Raw genomic sequence first — 22,370 nt, 5'->3', positions numbered from 1 at the left:
CGTCCGAGGTATGCCTGAGGACCATGATTCGTCTCCACGCGAGTCGAGGTCGCCCACCCCGGTACGAGGCCTGTGGCATGTACGATCGCATGGCATTCATGAACGGTTTTCTCAAAGGCACGTGGCCCGAGGCCGCACCGCCGGCGGGCGAGACGGTGGCGTCGCGCGCCGCGAGACGAACGGCGCCGAACGGAGCGGTGCCATCGACACGACACGTGATCGATGAGCTCGGCGCACCAGGGCGGCGGATTGACGGTGGGCCGTGACATGTCCGCCTGGCTCACGCCGGGCTGCTGCGCATCATCCGCGTCGTGGGTAACTTGTTCTCCTAATGGTTGAGGGCGACCGTCCGACCCGCGAAGGTCTCGACGGCAGGCGGCTCGCCCGCACACGTGGAGACGGACATGCAATGGATGCCGATTGGGAGGTCGCCGCTGGCCGGAACGACCAGGGTGACCGGGTGGTGCCACCGCTCCCGGTGGCGATTGTGGCGGCCGACGAACATCGCCGTGACGCACTGTGTGCCCTGCTGGCAGGTCATCCCTCGGTGGTGATCCAGCGGGCCGTTAGTGAGGTGGCCGCCCTTCGGGACGATGTCGCCACCGGTGCGCCGAGCGCGCTTCTCCTCGACGCCGGTGCGGGCAGCGACGACACCACATTCAATTGCGCCCAATTGCGGCGGTTCATCCCGACCGCAGGTATAATCATCGTGGGCATCGTGGCGCCGTACGACGGCCTTGCGGATCTCGTGAGTGCCGGGGCGACCGCCTTTCTGACGCGGGAAGCCACTGCCAGCGCGACCGTGGCCACGATCCATCGTGTCGCCAGCGGGGAATACTTCTTGCCAGCGGAACTTACCTCCTCCCTGTTCACGCAGCTCGTTCGCGAACGCGCCGCGCTTTCCGCTGCCCTTGAGGAGAGCGTGGTGCTCACTTCCCGCGAACGCGAGATCACTGCACTGCTGGGGGAGGGCCTGAGCAACAAGGAAATCGCCGCCCGTCTCCGTATCGCGATTCACACTGTGAAGAGCCACGTGCACAACATTCTCGAGAAACTTTCGCTGCGCAGTCGTCTCGAGGTCGTGGCTCTTGCGCGCGCGGCGAGAGGGCGTCCATGATCGCCCGGGAGCAGCGCATGCTCGCGGTGGCGGAGCGGCTCTGGCAGCAGGCCCTTGCGCGTGATCCAAACGCTGATGCGTCCACGCTGACCGAAAAACTCTTTGCGGTCATCGATGTGGGGCTGCGTCGCTGGATCGGTGCCGAGGGGTTTGCCTCGCTGCTTTCGCGGGCCATCGCGGAGAGTGTCGAGGCGCATCCGATTCTGGCACGCCTCCCCGATTTCGGAGGGGAACCGACGGTCGATTCGGTCATCACGACCAGCCACGCCGCCGATGTCGCCCAGCTCGATCCCAGCGCCTTGCATGCGGCAGTGCAAGCGCTCCTGATCGCCATGATGCGCCGGCTCGGTGACATCATCGGAGACAATATGGCCATTCGGCTCATGGAGCAAAGCGGCACCCCAGCACTGTCTGGTGCCGTCGGCACGGAGCCCAAGGATCTCTCATCATGAAGAATACCACGATGTCGTCTGCCGATGCTGCACATGCCCTGACGTTGTTGGCGACGGGCGTGCCCGGGCTCGATGCGGTGCTCGGTGGAGGGCTGCCGGCACTCTCGTTCAATCTGGTCGCCGGAGGGCCGGGTTCCGGTAAAACGACGCTGGCCATGCAGCTGCTGTTCGCGACCGCCACGAAGGAACGGCCGGGGTTGTTCATCACGCTCCTTGGTGAGACCTCGCTCAAGATGTTGCGCTATCAGCAGTGCTTCGACTTTTTCGACGAAGCCGCCGTCGGGCAGCGTGTGCACTTCCTCAATCTAAGTGAGGAGGCGCTGGGGGGAGATCTCGATGCGGTGCTGGCGCGGATCGTCCACGAAGTGGATGCCTTGCGCCCCGGGATGGTCGCGGTGGATTCGTTCCGCTCGCTCGTCCACGCCGTGCCTGTGGAGGCCCCCCACGGTGAGCTCGAACGGTTCGTCCAGCGCCTGGCCCTGCACCTGACCACCTGGGACGTTACCTCGCTCCTGATCGGGGAGTACCAGCAGCAGGAGCTGCGCAATCCGGTCTTCACGGTCGCGGACGGCATTTTCTGGCTGACCCAGGACGTCGAGCGCAATTCGGTCGTGCGGAAGCTGCAGGTGGTGAAGTCGCGAGGCGTGTCGCACATGCCCGGACTGCATACGCTCAAGATCACGACCGCGGGGGTGCAGGTCTTCCCTCGCGTGCCGATTCAACACGCCATCAGCCGGCCGACCGCACTGCGTCGCCTCTCCTCGGGGATTGCCGGGCTCGATGACATGATGGGCGGCGGCATCCCGGCGGGTGACTCCCTGGTGCTCGCCGGTCCGACGGGATCCGGCAAGACGACCTTCGCCATGCACTTCGTGCAAGCCGGCCTGGAGGCTGGTGAAGCGGCGGTCGTCGCCGTGTTCGAGGAACGTCCGGACGTGTATCTCGCGCGTGCGGCGCGCTTCAGCACCACGTTCGCCAAGGCGATTGAAGCGGGCACGCTCCGGGTGATCTATCTGCGACCGCTCGATCTGTCGGTCGACGAAACGCTACAGGAAATCAATCGGGCCGTACAGGACATCGGTGCAAGTCGCGTCGTGATCGACTCCATCAACGGATTCGAGATGGCACTGGCGCCGACGTTCCGGGAGGACTTCCGCGAGTCCCTCTATCGGCTTATCGGCACGCTCACCAGCCTTGGCGTCACGATGTTCTCCACCGTCGAACTCGAGACCCAGGAGCGAGCGACCTTGACTGGGTATCGGGTGTCGTTCCTCACCGATATCGTGCTCAGCCAGCGCTATGTAGAGATTGAAGGCGAACTCCTGAAGGCGTTGCTGGTGGTGAAGATGCGGGGGAGCGATCACAGTCGGGCGTTCCGCCTCTACTCGTCAACGGCGCAAGGGGTGTCGCTCGGCGACAACCTCAAGGACTACGAAGCCATCATGACGGGTACGCCGATGAGGAGGCGCCACCCGATCCCATGACCTCCATGCTCGCGAAGGTGTTCGACGAGTCACCCGATGGCATCATCGTGCATGACGGCGAGCATATTCTCGACGTCAACGCGGCGGTCCTTCGGCTCGTCGGAGCGGCCCGGCGCGATGACGTGATCGGGTGGCCCATTGGGCGCCTGCTCGAATACCCGCACCTCAAATGGGTCGAGCGCCAGCTGACATCCGGTACGCCGCCTCCGGAAACGTCGCTGTTTGTGCCCGAGCGACTGTACGCCCTCGATGGATCGATCCGCGAGGTCGAGGCCCACGCCCAGATGATCGTGCTCGACGACGGGCAATCAGCCGTCTGTGTGTGGGTGCATGATCTGCGCGCGCACCACACCGCGGCACACAAGGTCCTCGAGGAGCTTCGGCAGCAGTACGCCGCGGAGGCACGCGCCGTGGCCACGCGCATTGCCGGTGGCGTGGCGCATACCATCAACAACCGCCTCCAAATCGTTCGCGGCTTTACGGAATTCCTCGGGGACGGCCCCCTGACGCACGAGCAGCGGCTTGATGTCGACGAGATCATCCGTGCGACGGATGAAGCGGCCGACATCACACGGCAGCTGATGCAGTTCGCGGGGGTCCTGCCACAGGTGAGAGAGCCGGTGCATCTCGATGCACTGGCGCGGGTTGCCCTGCAGGAGCTTGGGGCGCAGGACGCCGACCTGCTGGGGCGGATCTCGGTCGTCACGGAAGCGGTCGACGCGGTCCTGATCGATCCCCGCCAACTGCGCGAGCTGCTGGCCGCCCTGGTCTCCAACGCGCGCGCGGCGACACGAGCCGGCGGGCGAATCGTGGTGTTTGTCGCCGGCACTACCCTGCCGACTCCTCGCCGCTCGACAGACGGTCGACGGATCGATCGCGGACGATACATCACGCTCGAAGTACGTGATACGGGAACCGGAGTGGACTCGGCGGATCAGATGCAGATGTTCACGCCGTTCTTCACCACGTCGCCTGTCGGTGAGGGTAACGGCCTCGGGCTCGCTGTCGTGGAAGGCTTGCTTCGACAGAATGGCGCATTTCTCACCTTTTCGAGTAGTCCCGGCGCCGGCTCGACGTTCGTGTGCTGGTTCCGGCTAGGTGACAATCCCCCCCTCGTCGGAGAAGCGGTGCCGGCGTCGGTGCCGCACGCTGCGCCTCGTCCGATCATTCTGGTCGATGACACAGACGGAGCGCACGCCACGGCGGTGCGTGGGCTCGAAGACCTCGGCAATCGTGTGCTGCTCGTGCGCTCCGAAGCCGAGCTGTTCGAAGTGGTCAGGCATGTGGGGGCACCGGCGCTCGTCGTGATGAGCGCCGGGATTCATCGCAAGGCGCCACGCCTCTCGCGTCGATGGCGTGCGCAATGGCCCGGTGTGCCGATGCTGATCCTCGATGGCGCTCCCACGCTCCCGCCGCACGGGACGGAGCCATCACGCCCTGATCCACGTGGTATCCATTGGCTTGCTCCGCCAATCTCGGAGCATACGCTGATCAATCGTGTACAAGCGCTCCTCGAGGAACGAGGCGCCGCCGAGCTGACGACCTCCTGAGGGTTGCCTCCCTCAGCGTCCGGCGGAGCGCGGGAGCCCCTGCGGGGCAGGGCCTTTCGTCAGGGGGCGTGCGGTGGCCGGATCGCGCTCGACGGCCCCCCAATCTTTCTTTGGAGCACCACGCTTGGGACCGTCGTGCGGGTTTCGCGACTTTTCCACCTTTTGCGACGGTGGATGCTTGCGCCCCGTCCCTCCCTTTCCGCCCTTCATGTACCGCTCCGTGCGCGTGGGTCCATACGCCAAGTGTAGCGCCGAACGTGCACCAGAGTAATGGGGGGTCACCGATAGTTGTGCCCCTTCGCGTACTGCTCACCGCCACCAAGCTCGAGAGCGCGGAACTGCTTCGCCCGCACGTTCACCACCTGCTGCTCAACCTGTAGCGTGCCGCGAATGAGCAGCAGCGGCGTGCTCGAAATGAGCAGCGCATGCTGCGCGAAGCGATCGGGGGTGATGACGATGTTGATCATCCCCGTCTCGTCTTCGAGCGTGAGAAAGACGAAGCCCTTGGCGGTACCGGGGCGCTGACGGCAGATCACCAGCCCCGCCACCGCCACCGGCTGTCCGTCCTTGCCAATGTCGTGCGCTTCGCGTGCGGTGAGTACGCCATTCAGCGCGAGATGTGCACGCACGTGCTTCATGGGGTGCCCTGCGAGGGACAGCCCCGTCATGCGGAAGTCGGCTTCGGTGAGCTCCACCGGGGTGTGCGCAGGCAATGAGGCGGCGCGATCCGCTGCCGACCTCACACGTGGTGCGAGTGGCAGTTCCGGGCCACGCGTGGCGGCCATGACCTCCCACAATGCGGCACGGCGCCGGCGCTCGGGCGGCTCGTGCGCGAACATACGGTCGAACGCGCCGGCTTCGGCCAACCGACGCCACGCGGCCGTGTCGAGGGTCACGCGCTGCACGGCATTCTCGATGCTGGTGAAGGGGCCGTGGCGCAGCGCGGCTTCGAGGCTTTGGCGTGCGCGGGCGCCCAAGCCGCGCACGAGGCGGATGCCGAGGCGGACGGCACAGGCCTCGCGTGGGGGGTGGGGAGTGTTCAGTGCTGAGTCACAGGTGTCAGTGGTCCGTGTGCCCCAATGCACAGTGCCGTCGTTGGGGATGAGGGTACGGCCATCAGACAGCTCGAGGCTGTGATCCCAGACGCTCTTCGTGAGATCGAGGGGGCGCACCTCCACCCCGTGGCGCTTTGCGTCCTCGATGAGTGTGCCTGGTGAGTAGAACCCCATGGGCTGCGCGTTGAGGATCGCGCACAGATACTCAGGAGCGTAGTAGTGCCGCAACCACGCCGTGGCATACACGATGAGCGCGAAGCTCGCGGCGTGACTCTCGGGAAAGCCGTAATCCGCGAAGGCGTTGATCTGGTTGTAAATGCGCCGGGCGGTCTCCTCGGGAATGCCGTTACGTGCCATGCCGGCGATGAGCTCTTCGCAGATCGCGGCCATGCGCTCGCGTGAACGCTTGTGTCCCATAGCACGGCGCAGCACATCGGCCTGCCCCGGTGTGAAGCCAGCGGCGGCGATCGCCACCTGCATCCCCTGCTCCTGAAAGAGTGGGACGCCGAGCGTGCGGCGCAGCACGTGCTCCACGCTGGGGTGGGGATAGGTGATGGGCTCGAGCCCCGCACGACGACGCAGGTAGGGGTGCACCATCTCGCCCTGAATGGGCCCCGGGCGGATAAGCGCGACCTCCACCACCAGGTCGTAGAAGCAGCGCGGCTTGAGGCGCGGCAGCGTGTTCATCTGCGCACGGCTCTCGATCTGGAAGAGCCCCACGGTATCGGCACGGCACATGACGTCGTATACGGCCTGATCGCTCATGTCGAGCTGCCCAAGGTCCACGTTCACCCCGCGGGTGTGGCGAAGGTAGAGCAGGGAGTCCTGGACCACGGTGAGCATGCCCAGGCCGAGCAGATCGATCTTCACGAGCCCCACGGGATCGAGGTCGTCCTTTTCCCACTGAATGACCGTGCGCCCCGGCATCGACGCGGGTTCGAGTGGCACGACGGAGCCCAGTGGCTCCTCGGTGAGGATGAAGCCCCCCACGTGGATGGAGCGATGACGCGGCAGCGCGTGCAATCCGTTCACCACGTGGGCGAGCTGCCGTACGCGCGGATCGTTCGGGTCGAGCCCCGCGCGCTGCAGCAGGTCGCGCCCACTGGTCCCAGCGCGGGTGGTCGTGGCGTCGGTACCGCTACTCCCGTCGTTGTCGCTTCCGTTGTCCGCTACGTCCACACCCAGGGCCTCGGCCGTGCTCTTCGCACTGAAGCGGTCGCTCAGGGCTGCCAGCATATCCGCCTGGGTGGTGCTGAACCCCAGTACACGTGCGGCATCGCGCACGGCACTGCGTCCGCGCCAGGTGATCTGCTCGCAGACCATGGCGGCGTGCTCGCGACCATAGCGGTTGTACACGTACTGCAGCACGCGCTCGCGATCGCGGTGCGCGAAATCGATATCGATGTCGGGGGGCTCCTTGCGCTCCTCACTCAGGAACCGCTCGAAGAGGAGCTCCATACGAATGGGATCGACGGCGGTGATGCCGAGGCAGTAGCACACCGCGGAGTTGGCGGCGGAGCCGCGCCCCTGGCAGAGAATCCCCTCGCGCCGCGCGAAACGCACGATGTCCCACACGATGAGAAAGAACCCCGCGAGATCCAGCTTGCGGATCATGCCCAGTTCATGCGCGAGCTGGCGCTCGTGCTTGAGGGTCCGCGCGGTCCCCCAGCGCTCGTACGCGCCCTGTTCGACGAGGCGGGCGAGATACTCCTGTGCCGTCACGCCCGGCGGCAGTGGAAACGCCGGCATACCGGGTTTGAGCTGCTGCAGCCGGAAGGCACACCGCTCGGCGATGACGACCGATGCGTGCACGCCTTCCTCCGCACCGCGCCAGCGCTGGTAGATGCGCTTCACGCTCTTGAGCGCCCACTCCGCATTGGGCTTGAGGCGTGTGCCCATGGTATCGAGCGTGCGCTCGTGACGGAGTGTGCATAGGACGTCGTGCACGATACGCGCATCGGGGGTGGCGTAGTGCACGTTGTTAGTGACCACCCACGGCACCCCGAGGCGCGCGGCCAACGGGCGCAGCCGGTTCACGAGTACGCGCTCTTCCGGCAGGCGATGATCCCAGCACTCGATGGCGAGGTGCGTGCCGAACACGTCGCGTAGTTCGCACGCGGCGGTCCATGCCTCGTCGGGACGCTCTTCGGCGAGCAGTTGCGGAATCCAGCCACGGGGACAACCGGTGAGCGCGGTTACCCCCTCCACATGGCGCGTGACGAGCGCCCACGGTACGCTCGCCCGTCCACGTTCACTGTCCATGCGGGCCCGTGTGACGAGTGAAGCAATGTTGCGATAGCCCTCCCGCGTTTCGGCCAGCAGCACAAGGTGCGTAGAGCGTTCACCGCCACGCCCTCCCAGGTCGGGCATGCGCACCGTGAGTTCGGCGCCCAGAATCCCGCCGATGCCCACGGCCTCACAGGCGGTGCCGAAGCGGACCACGCCCCCCATGTCGTCGTGGTCGGTGAGGGCGAGGGCAGGGTAGCCCAAAGCGGCCGCCTGTTCGGCGAGCGTCTCCGGGAGGGAGGCGCCGTCGAGCAGGGAGAGGGCGGAATGGCAATGGAGTTCGGCGTATCCGGGGGAAGGCATCAGATACCGAATATACACCGAAAATAAGGCCGGGGCGTCGGCTGAACCCGAAGACCCGTCCGCGCGTTATCCTTGCAGGTACCTCCCCAGTAATCCCGTATCACCGCAATGCCGAACCGCGACACGCAACAGATCGACAAGGTCCTCGAGGCCGCCGATCAGATGACCGCTGCCGAACTGGATCACCTGCCGTACGGGATGATTCAGCTCGACGCGACCGGGCGTATCCTCAACTACAACGCCGTCGAGTCGCGGTTGGCGTCGCTCCGCCAGGACCAGGCGATCGGCAAGCAGTTTTTTACCGAGATCGCGCCCTGCACGCGCGTGCAAGAGTTCTACGGGCGCTTCAAGGAAGGGGTGATCCGTGAGGCGCTCGACACGAGCTTCCACTTCCACTTCGCGTTCAAGCAGAACCCGCGCGACGTGACGGTGCGTCTGCTCTACTCGAAGCGCACGCGTACGGTGTGGGTGCTGATCTCCGATCACGACGGGAAGCCACTCGGACCGGTGACACCGGGGACTACCAGCGAGTGATGCGCAGTGAGTCGGCGTGGCCATCATTGGGCGCCGGCGCAATGCGCAGGAGGCGCGCAAGCAGCGGGTACACGTGCACGTTGCTCACCGGCGGGAGCACCCGCCCCTGCAGAATGTCGGGGCCCGCGGCCACGAACAGCGCGCCCATACTGGGAAGCACGTTGTCGTAACCGTGCGTGCCACCCGTGGGGGGACCATTCCGCGCGATGCGTGCACGGCTGCTGATCGTCCACCCTTCATCGGCGAGCAGCACGAGGGGCGTGATCCGCGGGCTCGCGCGGTAGTGATACCGCTCCGGTACGCTGTCGCGCTTCCACACCTGCAGGTGGGGCACGGTGCGCAGGGCACGGTACACCGCATCGAGCTGGCCCGTCCGAGGCGTCAGCGCGGTCACCGGCATCCAGTCCACCACGTCGACGTCGTTCAGGTCGATGTGATCGTCCAAATGAATCACACGGTCGGCACCGATGGGCGTCATGCCATGATCGGAGACGAGCACGAGGTTCACCCGATCGGTGAGGTTGCGCGCTGCGAGCCCCCGCACGAGCCGCCCCACCATCGAATCCACGTGGGCAATGGCGCTATCCACCTGCGGTGAGTCGGGACCGTGGCTATGCCCGGCGTCGTCGGTGGTGCTGAAATAGAGTGTCATGAAACGCGGCGCCTGCGCCGAGGGGAGCGCAAGCCAGTCGAGGACCTGCTGCACGCGCGCACTGTTGGGCACGCGGCCGTCGTACGGGCGGTAGTAGGTGGGATAGCGCCCATTCACCGCGTAATCACTGCCGGGCCAGTAGAACGCGGCGGTACGCACCCCCTGCCGCTCGGCGGTGTTCCAGATCGGCTCGCCGCCCCACCAGCGTGGATCACGGGCAATGATCGTGTCGCCGATCGTGAACGTGGTGCCGATCGTGCTGTCGCGCATCGTGTTGGCCACGATGCCGTGATGTTCAGGGTGGAGGCCGGTGACGATCGTGTAGTGATTCGGAAAGGTCTTGCTGGGGAACGCCGGTACCAGTCGTTCGGCACGCACCCCGCGCGCGGCGAGGGCCCGCAACGTCACCGCGCCGGGACGCGTGAGGTAATCGGCGCGGAAGCCGTCGAGCGAGATGAGGACGGTGGCGTGCGGAGCGGTGCCCGGCGATGGTACGGCCGGGCGAGCGGTGGGGTCGTCGTGCGCCGCACGCGACGGCGGTGCACAGGCCAGCAACGGCAGGGCCAGTGCCCATGCGACCAGCGTGCCCGTTTCAGCCTTCGGCATACAATCCTCTCCGGCGAACAAGATACTTTTCCAACTCGACGGCAACGAACACCACGGATGAGATGCCGAGACACGCGGCGAGTTCGCCCGCCGTGAGGGGGGCCGTTCGGAACAGTCTGGCCATGGCGGGAACATAGATGGTCATGAGCTGCAGCCCCAGCGTGACGGCTACGGCAACAAGTAACCACGGGTTGCTCGTCACACCGAGCGCGAACAGCGAGCGGCGCTCGGAGCGGATGGCGAGGATGTGTGCCAGCTGCGACAGTGTGAGCACCGTGAACGTCATCGTCTGCCAATGGGCGTTCCCTGTCCGTATGGCCCAGGCCTGTGTGCCCAGTGCCAGCGCGGCCATGAGGAGACCGACCCACACCGCATGCTGCCACAGGCCATGGGCGAAGATCCCCTCGTTGGGGGGGCGCGGGGAGCGCGCCATGAGCTCTGCTTCCCCCGGCTCCGCGGAGAGCGCCAGACCGGGGAGGCCGTCGGTGACGAGGTTCATCCACAGGATGTGAATGGGGAGCAGGGGGAGCGGTAGTCCGAGAAACGGCGCGAGGAAGAGCGTCCAGATCTCACCGGCATTGGTGGACAGCACGAAGCGTACGAACCGGCGGATGTTGTCGTAGATATGGCGCCCTTCGCGCACGGCGTGAACGATCGTGGCGAAATTGTCGTCGAGCAGTACCATGTGTGCCGCTTCCCGCGCCACGTCGGTACCCTCACGCCCCATGGCAATACCGATGTTCGCGCGCTTGAGCGCCGGGGCATCGTTCACGCCATCGCCGGTCATCGCGACGTACTCCCCGTGCGCCTGCAGCGCCTTCACGATCCGCAGCTTGTCTTCGGGCGCAACGCGCGCGTACACGCGAACGTGATCCACGACCGCCTGCAGCGCTGCATCGTCGAGTAACGCGAGTTCCCCCCCGGTGAGTACGCGGTCGGTGCGTGCCCGCACGATCCCCAGCCGCTGGGCAATGGCGCGAGCCGTCGCCGGATGATCGCCGGTGATCATCACGACGTGAATACCGGCAGCGCGGCAGGTGCGCACCGCGTCACCGGCTTCGCTGCGCGGTGGATCGAGTAACCCCACGAGGCCCACGAGCAGTTGTCCGTCCTCAAGTGCCTCGACTGGATCGCCTGGCGCGCGCTGATCGATGCCAACGGCAACGGCGAGTACCCGCAAGCCGGCGTCGGCCATGCGCTCGGCCTGCGCAAGCACCGCGCGCTCGTCGAGGGGGATGACGGCGCCGGCGAGCCACATCTGGTGACAGGAGGCGACGACCCGTTCCGGCGCGCCCTTGGTGCAGGCCACGCGCATGCCGCCGCGCGATGCGGCGTGGACGGTGGTCATGCGTGCCCGCCCCGAGGAGAACGGCAACTCCGCCACGCGGGGCCACTGCTGCTCTACGGTGGCTTTGTCGACGTGATGCGCCGCCGCCCACCGGACGAGGGCGGCTTCCGTCGGATCACCACGCATCGTGCCGTCCGGGGTCTGCTGCACGTCGGTGCATAGCGCGAGGACCTCGGCGAGGGACAGCGGCAGGACGGTACCCTGGTGCCCATCGCTCGGGAGGCTGAACGCATCGCCGCACACATCACGCACCTGGTCGACGCGCATACGATTTTCGGTGAGCGTCCCGGTCTTGTCCGTGCAGATGTACGTAACCGAGCCCAGCGTCTCGACGGCGGGAAGCCGGCGAATGAGCGCCTGCTGTCGTACCATGCGTCGGGCGCCGATGGCAAGTGATACGGTGATGACGGCGGGAAGCGCTTCCGGGATGGCGGCTACCGCGAGGCTGAGGGCCGTCATGAACATCAACACGACGGGTTCGCCGCGCAGCAACCCGGTGACGAAGATGACGGTGCACAGCCCGAGCACCAGCACGGCCAGGCGGCGACCGAAGGCGGTGAGCCGCTGCTGCAGTGGCGAGCGCCCATCATCCTCGTCGCGCAGCATGGCGGCAATGCGTCCGAGTTCGGTATCCATGCCGGTGGCCACGACGAGTCCGAGGCCGCGCCCGACAGCCACACTGGTTCCCTTGTAGGCCATGGCATGCCGGTCGCCAAGTGGGACATCGGCGGTGCTGCTCGGCACGGTCTGCTTGTCGACCGGCAGCGATTCGCCGGTCAGTGCGGCTTCCTCGATGGTCAGGCCGATGGTATCGAGGAGACGGAGGTCGGCCGGGACGATGTTGCCTGCGTCGAGGAGCACGATGTCGCCGGGAACAAGCGCATGGGCCGCGATCATGGATTCGCTGCCGTGGCGTCGCACGCGGGCGCTCGGGGCGGCCATCGCGCCCAGCGCGGCCATGGCCTGCTCGGCGCGGTACTCCTGTACGAAACCGAGGGCAGCATTGAGCAGGATGATCGCCACGATCGCGGCAATGTCTTCCGGTTCCCCGAGTAGTGCGGCGATCGCGGCCGCCCCGAGCAGTACGAGGACCATGACATCGGTGAATTGGGCGAGCAGGATGCGAATGGGGGAGCGTCGGACAGCATCCTGCAGGACGTTTTCGCCGTAGTCGGCCCGTCGCCGGACAACCGCGTGATCGTCGAGTCCCTGCACGCGGTCGCTGCGCAGGACGTTGAGCGCGTCCTGCGCGCTCATGGCGTGCCATGGCAGGTGGGGGGGATTGGCGGTAGGCATGGTCCGTTGGTGCGGGGGTGCCATAGGATGTGGCCGCGCACCTGGACAGGTGAGGGGAATCCCCTGACGGGGACATGGCCGTATTCGGTCAGTCGTACCACCCTTGGAGGAACCATTGCGCGCGGTCGTGATAGAGCAGCAGTTCGCCATCCTGCTCCGCGGTGCAGCGCCAGTAGTCACGTGCGTACCCATCACCGCGCCACCAGTCGCCGCTCAGTCGCTCGGGCCCGTGCACGGCTGCGAACGACATCCGCTGTCCACGCCACCAAACTGCGCCGGGGACGCCGCGTGGCGCTTCTACGTCCACCACTTCTGGTGCGGGCAGCAGACGCAGCACCGCCGCCGGCGCGGATGGCACGGTAGGCGCCGGTGGCAGCGGCGCGGCCGCGAGGGGAATCGCGTCGGCGCTGATCCATGTCCCCGTCTCTTCCACGCGATGCGTGTCGTGCGATTCAGGGTGCACGATGACATCGCCGCGGTTGTCGGGATCGAGCGCGGTACGCAGGCGCGCCAGCACGGCTTCGGCGTTCATGGCGGCATCGCGCCACGAGGGGACGAGCAGATCCCCCTGATCGGCGGCGAGTGGCGCAGTGGCGGGGATGCGCACCGTCACACCGATGATGGGCGCGGGAATGGGCCACCGCTCGAGTAACGAACGGCACTGGTCGAAGAGTGGCTCAAAGCGCGCCAGCGGACGCGCCGGCCTCACTTCGCGCGTGATGGTACGCTGCGGAATGGAGAGGAGGGCATTGCGCAGCGTGTGCGTCGTCGTTGGTCCCGCTCCCTGCGTCTTGCCCCCCGCGCCCTGCTCCCTCTTGTGCGCATTGCCGATACTCGTGTCGTCCGACGTGTCCGGCACGTGCATATGCCCCTGCATCTCGCTGCCGATCTCCTCGATCGGATAGAGACGCCCGGCATCGAGCACGAGCGTGATGGCCACCGCAGCCACCGCGCGTCCGTCGTGCACGCAGTCGTGCAGCAACCGTTGCAGCTGCGCGCGTAGCACGAACAGCACCGGCTCCGCACTGTCGACGGCCGCAGGCAGTTCCACACTGGCGCTGCGCGGCGCCTCCACGCGCACAAGCCCTGGCCGACGCGGATCCTCACCGCGCGCGAGGCGCCACGCCACGAGCCCGTCGGCACTCCAGCGCTGCTCCACATCACCGGGGTCGAGTGATGCCAGTGCGCCCACGGTGCGCAGCCCCAGCATGCGGAGCGCCTCGCGCAGTTCGGCGCTCATGGGCACGAGCCCGAGCGGTGCAGGGGCGAGATACACGGCGCAGGCACCGCGGGGGATGATGCGGGAGCACCGGGGTGTGTCCGCCGTGGCCGGTCTCAGTGGCTCCCACGTGGCCGCGCGCGCCGCCACGCAGCTGTCGGCGATCGTCACACGCGCCTGTGGATGCCACTGTTGTGCGATCTGCAGCAGGGTCTGCACGAGCTGCTCTTCGCCCCCCAGCGCTTCGAAGCCGGTGGCTCCCACCCACCACATGCCGGGGGAACCGGCAACAGGGGTCACCTGGGGACTGGCCGCGAGCAACGCCGAGGTGGCCGCGAGGATGGCGTCGGCAATGGCGTGGTCATCCCATGCGCGTACGTCGAGCGCGGCGCAGCGGGCCCGCGCTTCGGCGATGGTCATCCCCGCGCGCACCCCCGCGCGGCCGGCGGCGAGCGACACCACGCGCAGTCGTGATTCGTGCACGAGCGCGCGCGGCAGCTCATCCCAGTGCGGTAGGGGCGCCGAGGTCGCGTCGCCGGTCGGTGCGGGGAGCGGACTGGCCTCCACCGCTCGTGAGGACGGCCCCCGTCTGCTCCCGCGCGAACTCGCGGCGGCCGCGCCGCCCGAAGCCGGACTCCGCCGCGCGCCGTCGGCCACGGTATGTGGTCCAGTCACGGGTGCGCCGGTCGAGCTCGCGCTCGGTGAAGGGCGCGAGGCGGTCGCTGGGGAGACGGTCGGGCAGGTCGAGTCCAGCAGCAAGTCGAGCTGGATGTCCCGGAACGTCAGTTCCGTACAGGTCGTGGGCGGTAACGCCGAGCCCACCCCACGTGACGGGGTGCTCCTGCTGCTGGGTGCCGCACTGCTCGGCGTGCTCGCGGTCGGTGCTGTTACTCCGGGCGTTCCAGGGACGACGCGCGCTTCGCGCCACCCCGCGCCGATCGGGAATCGCGGGATCCGTACACATGCGACGCGCCACGACGACGACACGATTCACCTCGAGAGTCTTGCTGCTGTTGAAGGCCCCACCTTTTTCCACCGTGACCACCATGTCGCTCCCCGGTCTGCTTCGGCGTTGGCGCGCGGTGCCCCACGCCGGCCGCTGCTGCAGCGAGGGCGGGGGAGACGGCATGGCCTGCGTGACCTGCACCCGCACCGTGCCGGCGAGGCGACTCGTGCGCCGGTGGCCGGGCAGGACATGCTCGAGCACCACGCAGGCCGCATCGCGCTCGCGGGCCAACTGCGCCAACCGCACCCCGTGCACCCGCGACAGCGCAGGGGCCCCGTCGATCACGACCAGTCCGAACACGCCGCTGCGCAGCAACAGATCCGCGGTCCACGCCGCCCGCCGCGTGGACTCGGCGGGGAGGCGGATGACTACGAACCGCTCGCCGAGGTCGCTCCAGGGCGCTGCGGCAAGCGTGCGACCGGCATCGATCCAGGCCACCCACGCGCCGCTGTGCAGCACCCCCGCCACCGCCTGCCGGAGGAGGGCGGTCTTTCCCACCGCCATGGGGCCGGTGAGCTCGGTAATGCGCCCCCGTGGCAGTCCGCCCCCCAGCACCGCATCAAGTGCCGGAATGCCGGTGGGCCAGGGGGTGCCCGTCTTGCGCCCGCCTGCCACCACGGCCTCCACCTGCTCCTGGAGCTCGACGCCGAGTGCGCGCGGCAGATGATGGGGGGTGGCGAGTGCCTGCGATGTGGACATGTGAATAACCGAATAAAAACCGAAGATCATGAGGCAAAAAACCGCCGCGTAATGCCCCGGCGGGTCGGCGTCGCGTGCTCCTGCCGATCTGTCGCAGGACAGCCGGCCGGAATGGACCGTACCGAAAAAAGACCGAATACGCAAGAGACAGGATGACCGCTTCCGGCCATCGGCTCGGGTCCGTAGTCTCCAGAGCATGAGCACTGCACCCGCGCTATCCGATATCGAGATCCAGCGCAGCCTGGGCAACCTGCCCGGTTGGGCCCGGAAGGGGGACACGATCACGAAGAGCTACCACTTCGCGACCTTCCCCGCCGGCATCGCCTTCATTGCCCGCGTGGCCGAGGTGGCGGAAGTGCAGCAGCACCACCCCGACGTGGACATTCGCTACACCAAGGTGACCTTCACGCTCAGCACGCACGACAGCGGCGGCATCACGGTGAAGGACTTCACGCTCGCTGCAGCCATCGAAGGGCTCGCCGCCAGGTAAGCGTCAGCGCCCTTTGCGCGACGGGACCGTGTCGGACCAATGTGTAACACTTTATATTCCAAGGACTTATTTCGTCAAAACGGACGGAATGCATCCGGTTCCACCACCTCGTCCATACACCATGCGCCGTCGCCTTGGATCTCTCTCTCTGGCCCTACTGCTGAGCGCTTGCGTACGCACAAACGCGACGATGCTCGGAACAGCGACCGCGGTACGTCCTCAACTTTCAGCTGAGTCTGTTCGCATCTACCGCACTGCTGATCAGGTAAAGTCGAAGTATGAGGAGATCGCGATCCTCAACTCGGCAGGGGAGTCCAACTGGACGAATGAGGGGCGGATGGCAAAGTCGATGCGCTCCAAAGCCGCGAAGCTCGGTGCGAACGCGATCATTCTCGACGGCATCAGCGAGCCGAGTGCCGGCGCGAAGATTGCCGGCGCATTCCTCGGAACGGGAGTCGAGCGCAAAGGAAAGGCCATTGCGATCTTCGTATTTGCCGACTCGGCCAAGGCGCCCTGACCTTCCCGTGCATGATCAGGGCGGCACAATTCGTGTCCGCCCTGATCGCTCAGAGCTCCAGACGGCGAACGATCGCCGGCAGTTCGTCGAAGCCGGTCATCCACCACGTCGGGTGGGCCACGGCCAGCTCCTCCCGGGAGAACGGCCCCCAGAGCGCGGCGGCGGTCTTCACGCCGGCGGCTCCGCCCGCATGCATATCGTGCGGGGAATCCCCCACGAATAGCGCGTGCGCGGGCAACGCACCCAAGCGGTCCAGTGCCAGCAGGACGGGATCGGGGAGCGGCTTGTGTCGCGTCGTCTCCTCGAAGGTGACGATCGCATCGAAGCTGTCCCCGAGCCCCACGTGATCGAGTGACCGCTTGGTCATCCCCTTGCCCTTGCTGGTGACGATGGCGGTGGGGTACCCCTCCGCCTTGGCCCAGCGCAGCGTTTCCACGACATGCGGGAACGGCGCGGTGAGACGCTCGAGATGGAGGTCCTGGTAGTCGCGGTACCGACCGACCATGGCTTCCACGTCGTACTCGTCCACACACCAGTCCGCCAATTGCGTGCGCAACGGTGTGCCGATGCCGGCCACCCACTCCGGCACCGTGGGGGCACGCTCCCGTTCGGCAAAGGCGAACTGCATGCACTCCACCAGCAGGCCGATGGAGTCGATCAGGGTGCCGTCAAGGTCGAAGAGCAGGGCTGGGCGTGTCATGCCTCAACAGTAATGGCGATCATGGCTGTGATCACGCAGCGCCCCACTCCCGGCACGGCGTGCGTAGGCATTGCCGAGTCGGGCCCACCCGACGGCGGCGCGGCTGTTCGAGCGAGCACCTCGTACGCCTGCCACTGTTGGAGCTGATCGGCCACCGGCCGGGGGGGACCCCACTTCACTGCCTGCACGGCCTGCATCCACTGGTTCAGCGCGTCCAGCGCGGCGGCGCCACGTGCTCTCTCGATGCACGCGCGCGCCGCACTGATCTCCTGCCGCAACGCTGCGCGCTCGACGGTGCTCAACGAGGTCACGACGCGCTGAAGCCACTGTAAGGCCGTACGGTGCTGGCCCGTGAGGGAATCCGTGACGTCCGCCGTCATCGTGTGCCCCGCCAGTACAGCCACCGACCTCCGGGCGTGCCAGCGTCTCACCACGCGCGCAAGCCTTGCGCTTTCGCGTAGTGCACTTGGCCGAACGGAGGCGCGCTGTGCCGGACCGTCCTCGGTCTGCCCCGCGATGCGATCGAGTACCCGGGCGACTTGGGACAGACTCGCCGCGCGCATCGATACACGCCACCCGCGCCTCGTGCGAACGACCCGCAGCATCATGCGCCGAGTCCCGAGGTGCACGAGTACGAGGGCGTCGATTGCGCCGTGCGTGAGGAGCGGCGCGATCGGTTCCGCTGGATCACCTGCGCTGTACAGGCAGCGCACATACTCCATGGGAAGCGCCACGGTTATCCGGCGGCGTTGCGCAGGATGGCGCGCGTCACTGGGATCTACGGAGTGCGCGGAGTGCCGCCGGTGTGGGGGTGGTGTGCCCGAGGCCCAGCGCGTAAGGGTTGCGAACCACGCACTCTGCGCATCGGCGGCACTCGTGGGTGTGGTCCGCACGGCATGCGGCACGCGGCCCGTGCCACCGACGTGCCGCTGGGTCAGTCGCTGCTTCTGGGCAAGGAGAGCTTCCGAGCGGAGGGCACGGCGTAGCGGTGTGCTCGCGGCAAAGCGATACACATGCGCTGTCGCGTGAGGGGATCCGATGCGTACGATACGTCCAACCCGCTGTGCCTCGAGCGCGGCTGTCCACGGAAGATCGAGATGTACTACGACGCCGGCGTCCTGCAGGTTGACGCCTTCGGCGAGCAGATCGGTGGTGAGCAGGAGGGTCACCGCCAGATGTGCCGGCGGTGGCGGCCGTCCGTGGGCGCGCGGGGCGAAGTGTTCGAGAAGATCGGTCCGGGTGATGGCCCCGCTGGCGATGCGGGCAGTGGAGCCGGCGATCATTCCAACCCCGGCGATATCCGAGAGGGCGCGATACAATGCCTGCACCGTTCTCGTGTACTGCGAGAACGCCACGATCGGGGTGTCCGGATGCGTATCCCTGATCTGGCGAAGCGCCTGTGCCCGCAGTCGGTCGGCATCGCCTGACTGGGTATGCCGTGCATGGAGGGCGCGCAGTGCCTCGAGGTGTTGACGGACGGCCTGCGCTGGTGGCGCGATCGTCGGCGTCGTTGCTGTCATCAGTTCAGGAAACGCCAGTTGGACATGGTCGTCGCCGATGGCCCACGCGCGGAGCTCTTCGTTCGTGGGGTGTCGGTCGCTTTGGAGCGCGGCCTGCAGCGCCTCCGTTCGCAGGATGCGCCGGACAATGGCGTGCGTGAGCGCGGCATCGCTGGAGCACCAGGCGCGAAGCAAGCCGAGTTTGATCAGGGCGGTGGCGACGGCACCGTCGCGAGCGGGTATGGGTGCGGGGAGGGAGAGGATGGCGTCGAGGGTGGTCCGGTGCTGTGGCATGACCAGCGCGCGGTGTCTGCGTACGACGGGTTGCGGCGCGGTCTGCCGCGGGGGGGTACGTGGGGCTGCCGTCGATGCGCCCACCGACCCGGGGTGCAGCAGCTCCGCATCTCGTCGCACGACGAGTTGGGCGAGTTGTGCATTGCGCAGTGTGTTGCGGCGCGCCCCGAGGAATAGGCCAATGAGCGTGGAGAGATCCTGCGGCGTGTTGTGAAGTGGAGTGGCCGAGAGGAGCAATACGTGGCTCCCCGCCACTGCTGTCGCCACGTTGCGGTAGCGTGCCGTGTTGGCATTGCGGAGCACGTGTGCCTCGTCGATGATGACGAGCGTGTCTGGCGAAGCCGGACCGACGTCGGGTACCCCACGGGACGCACCGTGGAGCGAATGCAGGGCAACATGTGGCTGCGCGGTTCGTGTGAGTGCCCCGCGCCACATGGCGAGCAAGCCAGCGGGCGCCAGCACGTGCACCTGTCGATACCGGGTGGCGACCGCGAGCGCCGAGTAGGTCTTGCCGAGTCCGACGTCGTCGGCGAGGAGCGCGCCGCGGAACCAGCGGAGTGCCCGAAGCAGTCGTGCGACCGCCTGCTGCTGATGCGGAAAGAGGGTGATGTCGCCAAGGGTATCGGCCACTGGAGCGGGGAGTACGGCGCGCGCCATGGCGCGTTGCAGGTGGTACAGCGTCACGGCTGATGTTCCTGTGGTAAGGTTGCGCGGGCGTGGTAGCGGTCGGCGTCGTACCAGGCGAGGAGGGGCGCGACGGCGTCGTGACTCACGTCGTATGCGTGCAGCACGGCGGCGTCGAGGCGTGATTGGTCATGGTCCGGGTGTGTCACGCGCTGTCCGAGGGGGGCGAGGAGGCGCACTGCGCGCGTCCAATCGCGCGGCGTGGGCAGCGCCGCCACCGTCCATCCGAGATACCGTCGAAAGCCGCCGCGAGCGGGCTCGGCGATCGCATCGAGCCAGGCCCTCGCTACCGTGGAGGTGAGCAAGGCGTGCAGGGCCCAGGCGGCGTCGATGGAGGGGGTGCGCATCACGTAGCAGCTGTTGAGCGGGACCGTGGGGTCACCGGCGTCGAGCACCTGACTGCGTAGCTGTCGACCGATGTCGGCCCACACTACGCGTGGGGTGTCGGCGCGGGCAGCGTCGGTGCGAAAGAGTGTCCACCATGGTTGCCCGCGGCGGGCATCACGCCGAGCAGTCAAGCGCGGACGCCAGTGGGCGAGCCATCTGGCGGTGGCGGGCGGCAGGGTGCGCAGCGGCTGCCCATCGACCCCATGTGTCCAGAGGATCCGGAGGTCGGCTGCATGGTTGGCGCTTGGCGGCGCCTCGCACTGGACGTGGGAAGCCTCCCCAATGCTTTCCGCTCCGCTCCGCCCAATCGATTCGCCGCGCAGTGCAGGGCGCAGCAGTGTGCGTTCTATCACCCCCTGTCGCACGGCGGCGTCGAGTGCCGACACGGTGGCCGCGTGATCATCGTGTTCGACGGCGTGCACCAGGAATGCGGCGTTGCAGCCGCACTTCACCCCTAGGAGAGGGCGGCCGAGGGTGGTGGAGGCGAGGGGAGGGCCGGCCTGCTGCAGCAGAGAGAATGCCTGGAAGGCGGCCGCGGGGAGCAGGATCCACGGTGCGCCAACGTCGTGATCGAGTGAGAGCAGGTGGACTGGGCGCTCGAAGCAGACGGTACGGCGACGGGTGATGCTGATGCGGACCGTGCCGTCTGCGGGCGGACTGTTGTGCGCAGCGGGGCCGGTGACCGCATGCGGTCGGCTGGCCACCACCAGTGACGGATACGTGGCAGCGTCGAACTGGGCAGGCGCATCGCTCCAGTCGTGCACGACACGCAGCGTGCTCCGTTCAAGCAGGAGGCGTCGTACCCCGCCGCCGGATAACGTGCGCCAGAGCTTTGCCGGGACGATCAGGGCCATGGTGCCGCCGGGCGCGAGCAGCTGCAAGCTCCGCTCGACGAACGCCACCGACAGATCGGATTGCGCGGCAAACCCATGGCCGGCGCCCGCGCGTGCGGCGCCCTGTCTCCAGGCGGCATCGCGCATGGTACGGAACTCTGTACGCAGCCGTTCTCGCTCGTGGCTCGGAATCGCGTGAGGCCGCACCCACGGTGGGTTGCTCACAACGAGCGTGAAGCCACCACGTGCCGCTACATCGGCGAACATCGCACCGAAACGGAAGGGCAGCGCACTGCCGAGTTGCAGCGCGTTGCGCTGGAGGCGCAGCGCGCGCGCCGATGCGCGCAGCTCTTGAAGGCGGGCGCACTCGTTGCGGAACGCCGGACGCCGTTCCCCAAAGAGGTCGCGCCCACGCAGCGCGGTGAGGAGTTCGCGGCGTTCGCGGTCCACCGCATCCGCCTGCCGAGCGAGTTCGGCGATCGCGCGGGAGCGTTCTTCGCGGTCGAGGGAACGGGCCAGGCGCTGCTTGCGCCCGCCGGATGCGCGGGTGTAGCGCTCGCGCAGTCTGGTGAGTGTTCTTGCGCTGGGGGGCGCGAAGGCAAAGGCGCCGCCTTTCAGGGCGTCCCCCACGCGGATGTGGTGATCAAGGTTGGGGAGCGGTGGAATGCGCTCCATCGCCGTTTCGGGACATTCGATCACCACTGAGAGCCACAGCCGGAGTTCGCAGAGCCACACGGCCATGGGGTTCCGGTCCACCCCGAAGATGGACTGCGCCAGAATGGCGCGTCGACGCGTGTGGGTATCGCGCGGGTCCCGCAGCAGGGCGTGCAGGGCATCGAGCCGTTCGAGTACGTGCACCAGGAACGCGCCGGAGCCACAGGCCGGATCGAGCACTCGGTACTGCCCGAGTTGCGCGCGCAGGGATTCACATCGCGCGTCGTTGAGCGACGCGGCGGCGGTGTCGGGTTGCCTCGTTTCCAGGAGGCGTCCGAGGTCGGGGTTCACCCCGAAGGTCACCTCGAACGCCTGCTGCACCGCGTGGGCCACCAGCTGTGGAGGCGTATAGAAGGCCCCCGATGCGCGGCGTTCGTCGGCGGCCATAAGCCCCTCGAAGGCACGTCCCAACATTTCGGGATCCACGGCGGCCTCGGACCACGCAACGGAATCCTCGCGCGCGGTGAACCGATGGCGGTCGATCACCCCCGTAACGAGGCCCGTGATGGCGTCATCACCGAAGCGCAGTGCGCGGTATCGCTGTTCCAGCGGGGTGGGGGAAAAGAGACCGCCGTTGAGAAAGGGGACGGCACCGAACCGACGAGCGTGCGGGGCTCGTTTGTCGACCGGTGTGTTGAGGGTGCC

Annotated in this window: 15 protein-coding genes; 7 read left to right on the top strand and 8 right to left on the bottom strand. The window is 67.3% G+C overall.

The features are described 5' to 3' along the window. The first annotated feature begins 409 nt into the window (after positions 1-409). From ACIQ51_RS10875 to ACIQ51_RS10860, 4 genes are read left to right on the top strand one after another with little or no spacing between them, the layout of a single operon-like run. On the top strand, positions 410-1,117 hold the full coding sequence (locus ACIQ51_RS10875) for a LuxR C-terminal-related transcriptional regulator (protein ID WP_396205065.1): 708 nt from the start codon (positions 410-412) through the stop codon (positions 1,115-1,117). Continuing rightward, positions 1,114-1,569, top strand: coding sequence for a hypothetical protein (locus ACIQ51_RS10870; RefSeq protein WP_396205064.1), 456 nt, complete (start codon positions 1,114-1,116; stop codon positions 1,567-1,569). Before ACIQ51_RS10875 ends, ACIQ51_RS10870 begins: the two co-directional genes overlap by 4 nt. Continuing rightward, entirely contained in the window at positions 1,566-3,053 is a 1,488-nt protein-coding gene (locus ACIQ51_RS10865; protein WP_396205063.1) for an ATPase domain-containing protein, read from the top strand. The genes ACIQ51_RS10870 and ACIQ51_RS10865 overlap by 4 nt, the downstream gene beginning before the upstream one ends. Continuing rightward, positions 3,050-4,603 carry a nitrogen regulation protein NR(II) gene (locus ACIQ51_RS10860; protein WP_396205062.1) on the top strand — a complete coding sequence of 518 codons (1,554 nt, stop codon included), beginning with the start codon at positions 3,050-3,052 and terminating at the stop codon, positions 4,601-4,603. Before ACIQ51_RS10865 ends, ACIQ51_RS10860 begins: the two co-directional genes overlap by 4 nt. Positions 4,604-4,881: 278 nt before the next feature. On the opposite strand, the gene ACIQ51_RS10855 is transcribed toward ACIQ51_RS10860, so the two are convergent. Then, complete coding sequence (locus ACIQ51_RS10855; protein WP_396205061.1) at positions 4,882-8,247, bottom strand: DNA polymerase III subunit alpha; 3,366 nt, start codon at positions 8,245-8,247, stop codon at positions 4,882-4,884. A 108-nt stretch (positions 8,248-8,355) separates the two neighbouring features. On the opposite strand from ACIQ51_RS10855, the gene ACIQ51_RS10850 reads away from it, so the two are divergent. Further along, positions 8,356-8,781: a PAS domain-containing protein gene (locus ACIQ51_RS10850; protein ID WP_396205060.1), complete on the top strand. Its 426-nt coding sequence runs from the start codon at positions 8,356-8,358 to the stop codon at positions 8,779-8,781. Here ACIQ51_RS10850 and ACIQ51_RS10845 read toward each other — a convergent pair. The 4 genes from ACIQ51_RS10845 to ACIQ51_RS10830 all read right to left on the bottom strand — a co-directional run bounded on the left by ACIQ51_RS10845 (position 8,768) and on the right by ACIQ51_RS10830 (position 15,607). Next, complete coding sequence (locus tag ACIQ51_RS10845; RefSeq protein WP_396205059.1) at positions 8,768-10,039, bottom strand: ectonucleotide pyrophosphatase/phosphodiesterase; 1,272 nt, start codon at positions 10,037-10,039, stop codon at positions 8,768-8,770. The two genes, ACIQ51_RS10850 and ACIQ51_RS10845, sit on opposite strands and share 14 nt — an antisense overlap. Continuing rightward, positions 10,026-12,683, bottom strand: coding sequence for a cation-translocating P-type ATPase (locus tag ACIQ51_RS10840; RefSeq protein WP_396205058.1), 2,658 nt, complete (start codon positions 12,681-12,683; stop codon positions 10,026-10,028). The genes ACIQ51_RS10845 and ACIQ51_RS10840 overlap by 14 nt, the downstream gene beginning before the upstream one ends. An 88-nt stretch (positions 12,684-12,771) precedes the next feature. Further along, positions 12,772-14,385 (bottom strand): hypothetical protein, encoded by a 1,614-nt coding sequence (locus ACIQ51_RS10835; protein ID WP_396205057.1) that lies wholly within the window; start codon positions 14,383-14,385, stop codon positions 12,772-12,774. 16 nt (positions 14,386-14,401) lie between these two features. Continuing rightward, a complete protein-coding gene (locus ACIQ51_RS10830) occupies positions 14,402-15,607 on the bottom strand; it encodes a hypothetical protein (RefSeq protein ID WP_396205056.1) in 1,206 nt (401 codons plus the stop codon). Positions 15,608-15,803: 196 nt separating this feature from the next. On the opposite strand from ACIQ51_RS10830, the gene ACIQ51_RS10825 reads away from it, so the two are divergent. Both ACIQ51_RS10825 and ACIQ51_RS10820 read left to right on the top strand, forming a co-directional pair. Next, positions 15,804-16,097: a 4a-hydroxytetrahydrobiopterin dehydratase gene (locus ACIQ51_RS10825; RefSeq protein WP_396205055.1), complete on the top strand. Its 294-nt coding sequence runs from the start codon at positions 15,804-15,806 to the stop codon at positions 16,095-16,097. Between the two features lie 121 nt (positions 16,098-16,218). Continuing rightward, positions 16,219-16,614: a hypothetical protein gene (locus ACIQ51_RS10820; RefSeq protein WP_396205054.1), complete on the top strand. Its 396-nt coding sequence runs from the start codon at positions 16,219-16,221 to the stop codon at positions 16,612-16,614. Between the two features lie 49 nt (positions 16,615-16,663). Here ACIQ51_RS10820 and ACIQ51_RS10815 read toward each other — a convergent pair whose 3' ends face one another. From ACIQ51_RS10815 to ACIQ51_RS10805, 3 genes are all read right to left on the bottom strand, one after another. Further along, positions 16,664-17,314: an HAD family hydrolase gene (locus tag ACIQ51_RS10815; protein WP_396205053.1), complete on the bottom strand. Its 651-nt coding sequence runs from the start codon at positions 17,312-17,314 to the stop codon at positions 16,664-16,666. Further along, complete coding sequence (locus ACIQ51_RS10810) at positions 17,311-19,791, bottom strand: SNF2-related protein (RefSeq protein ID WP_396205052.1); 2,481 nt, start codon at positions 19,789-19,791, stop codon at positions 17,311-17,313. The genes ACIQ51_RS10815 and ACIQ51_RS10810 overlap by 4 nt, the downstream gene beginning before the upstream one ends. Next, on the bottom strand, positions 19,788-22,370 hold a 2,583-nt coding region (locus ACIQ51_RS10805; protein WP_396205051.1), incomplete at its 5' end, for an Eco57I restriction-modification methylase domain-containing protein. The genes ACIQ51_RS10810 and ACIQ51_RS10805, both read right to left, overlap by 4 nt.

Origin of the sequence: Gemmatimonas sp., assembly GCF_044344655.1 — a bacterium.
Taxonomy (GTDB): domain Bacteria; phylum Gemmatimonadota; class Gemmatimonadetes; order Gemmatimonadales; family Gemmatimonadaceae; genus Gemmatimonas.
This window is presented reverse-complemented; position numbering and strand designations above follow the sequence as displayed.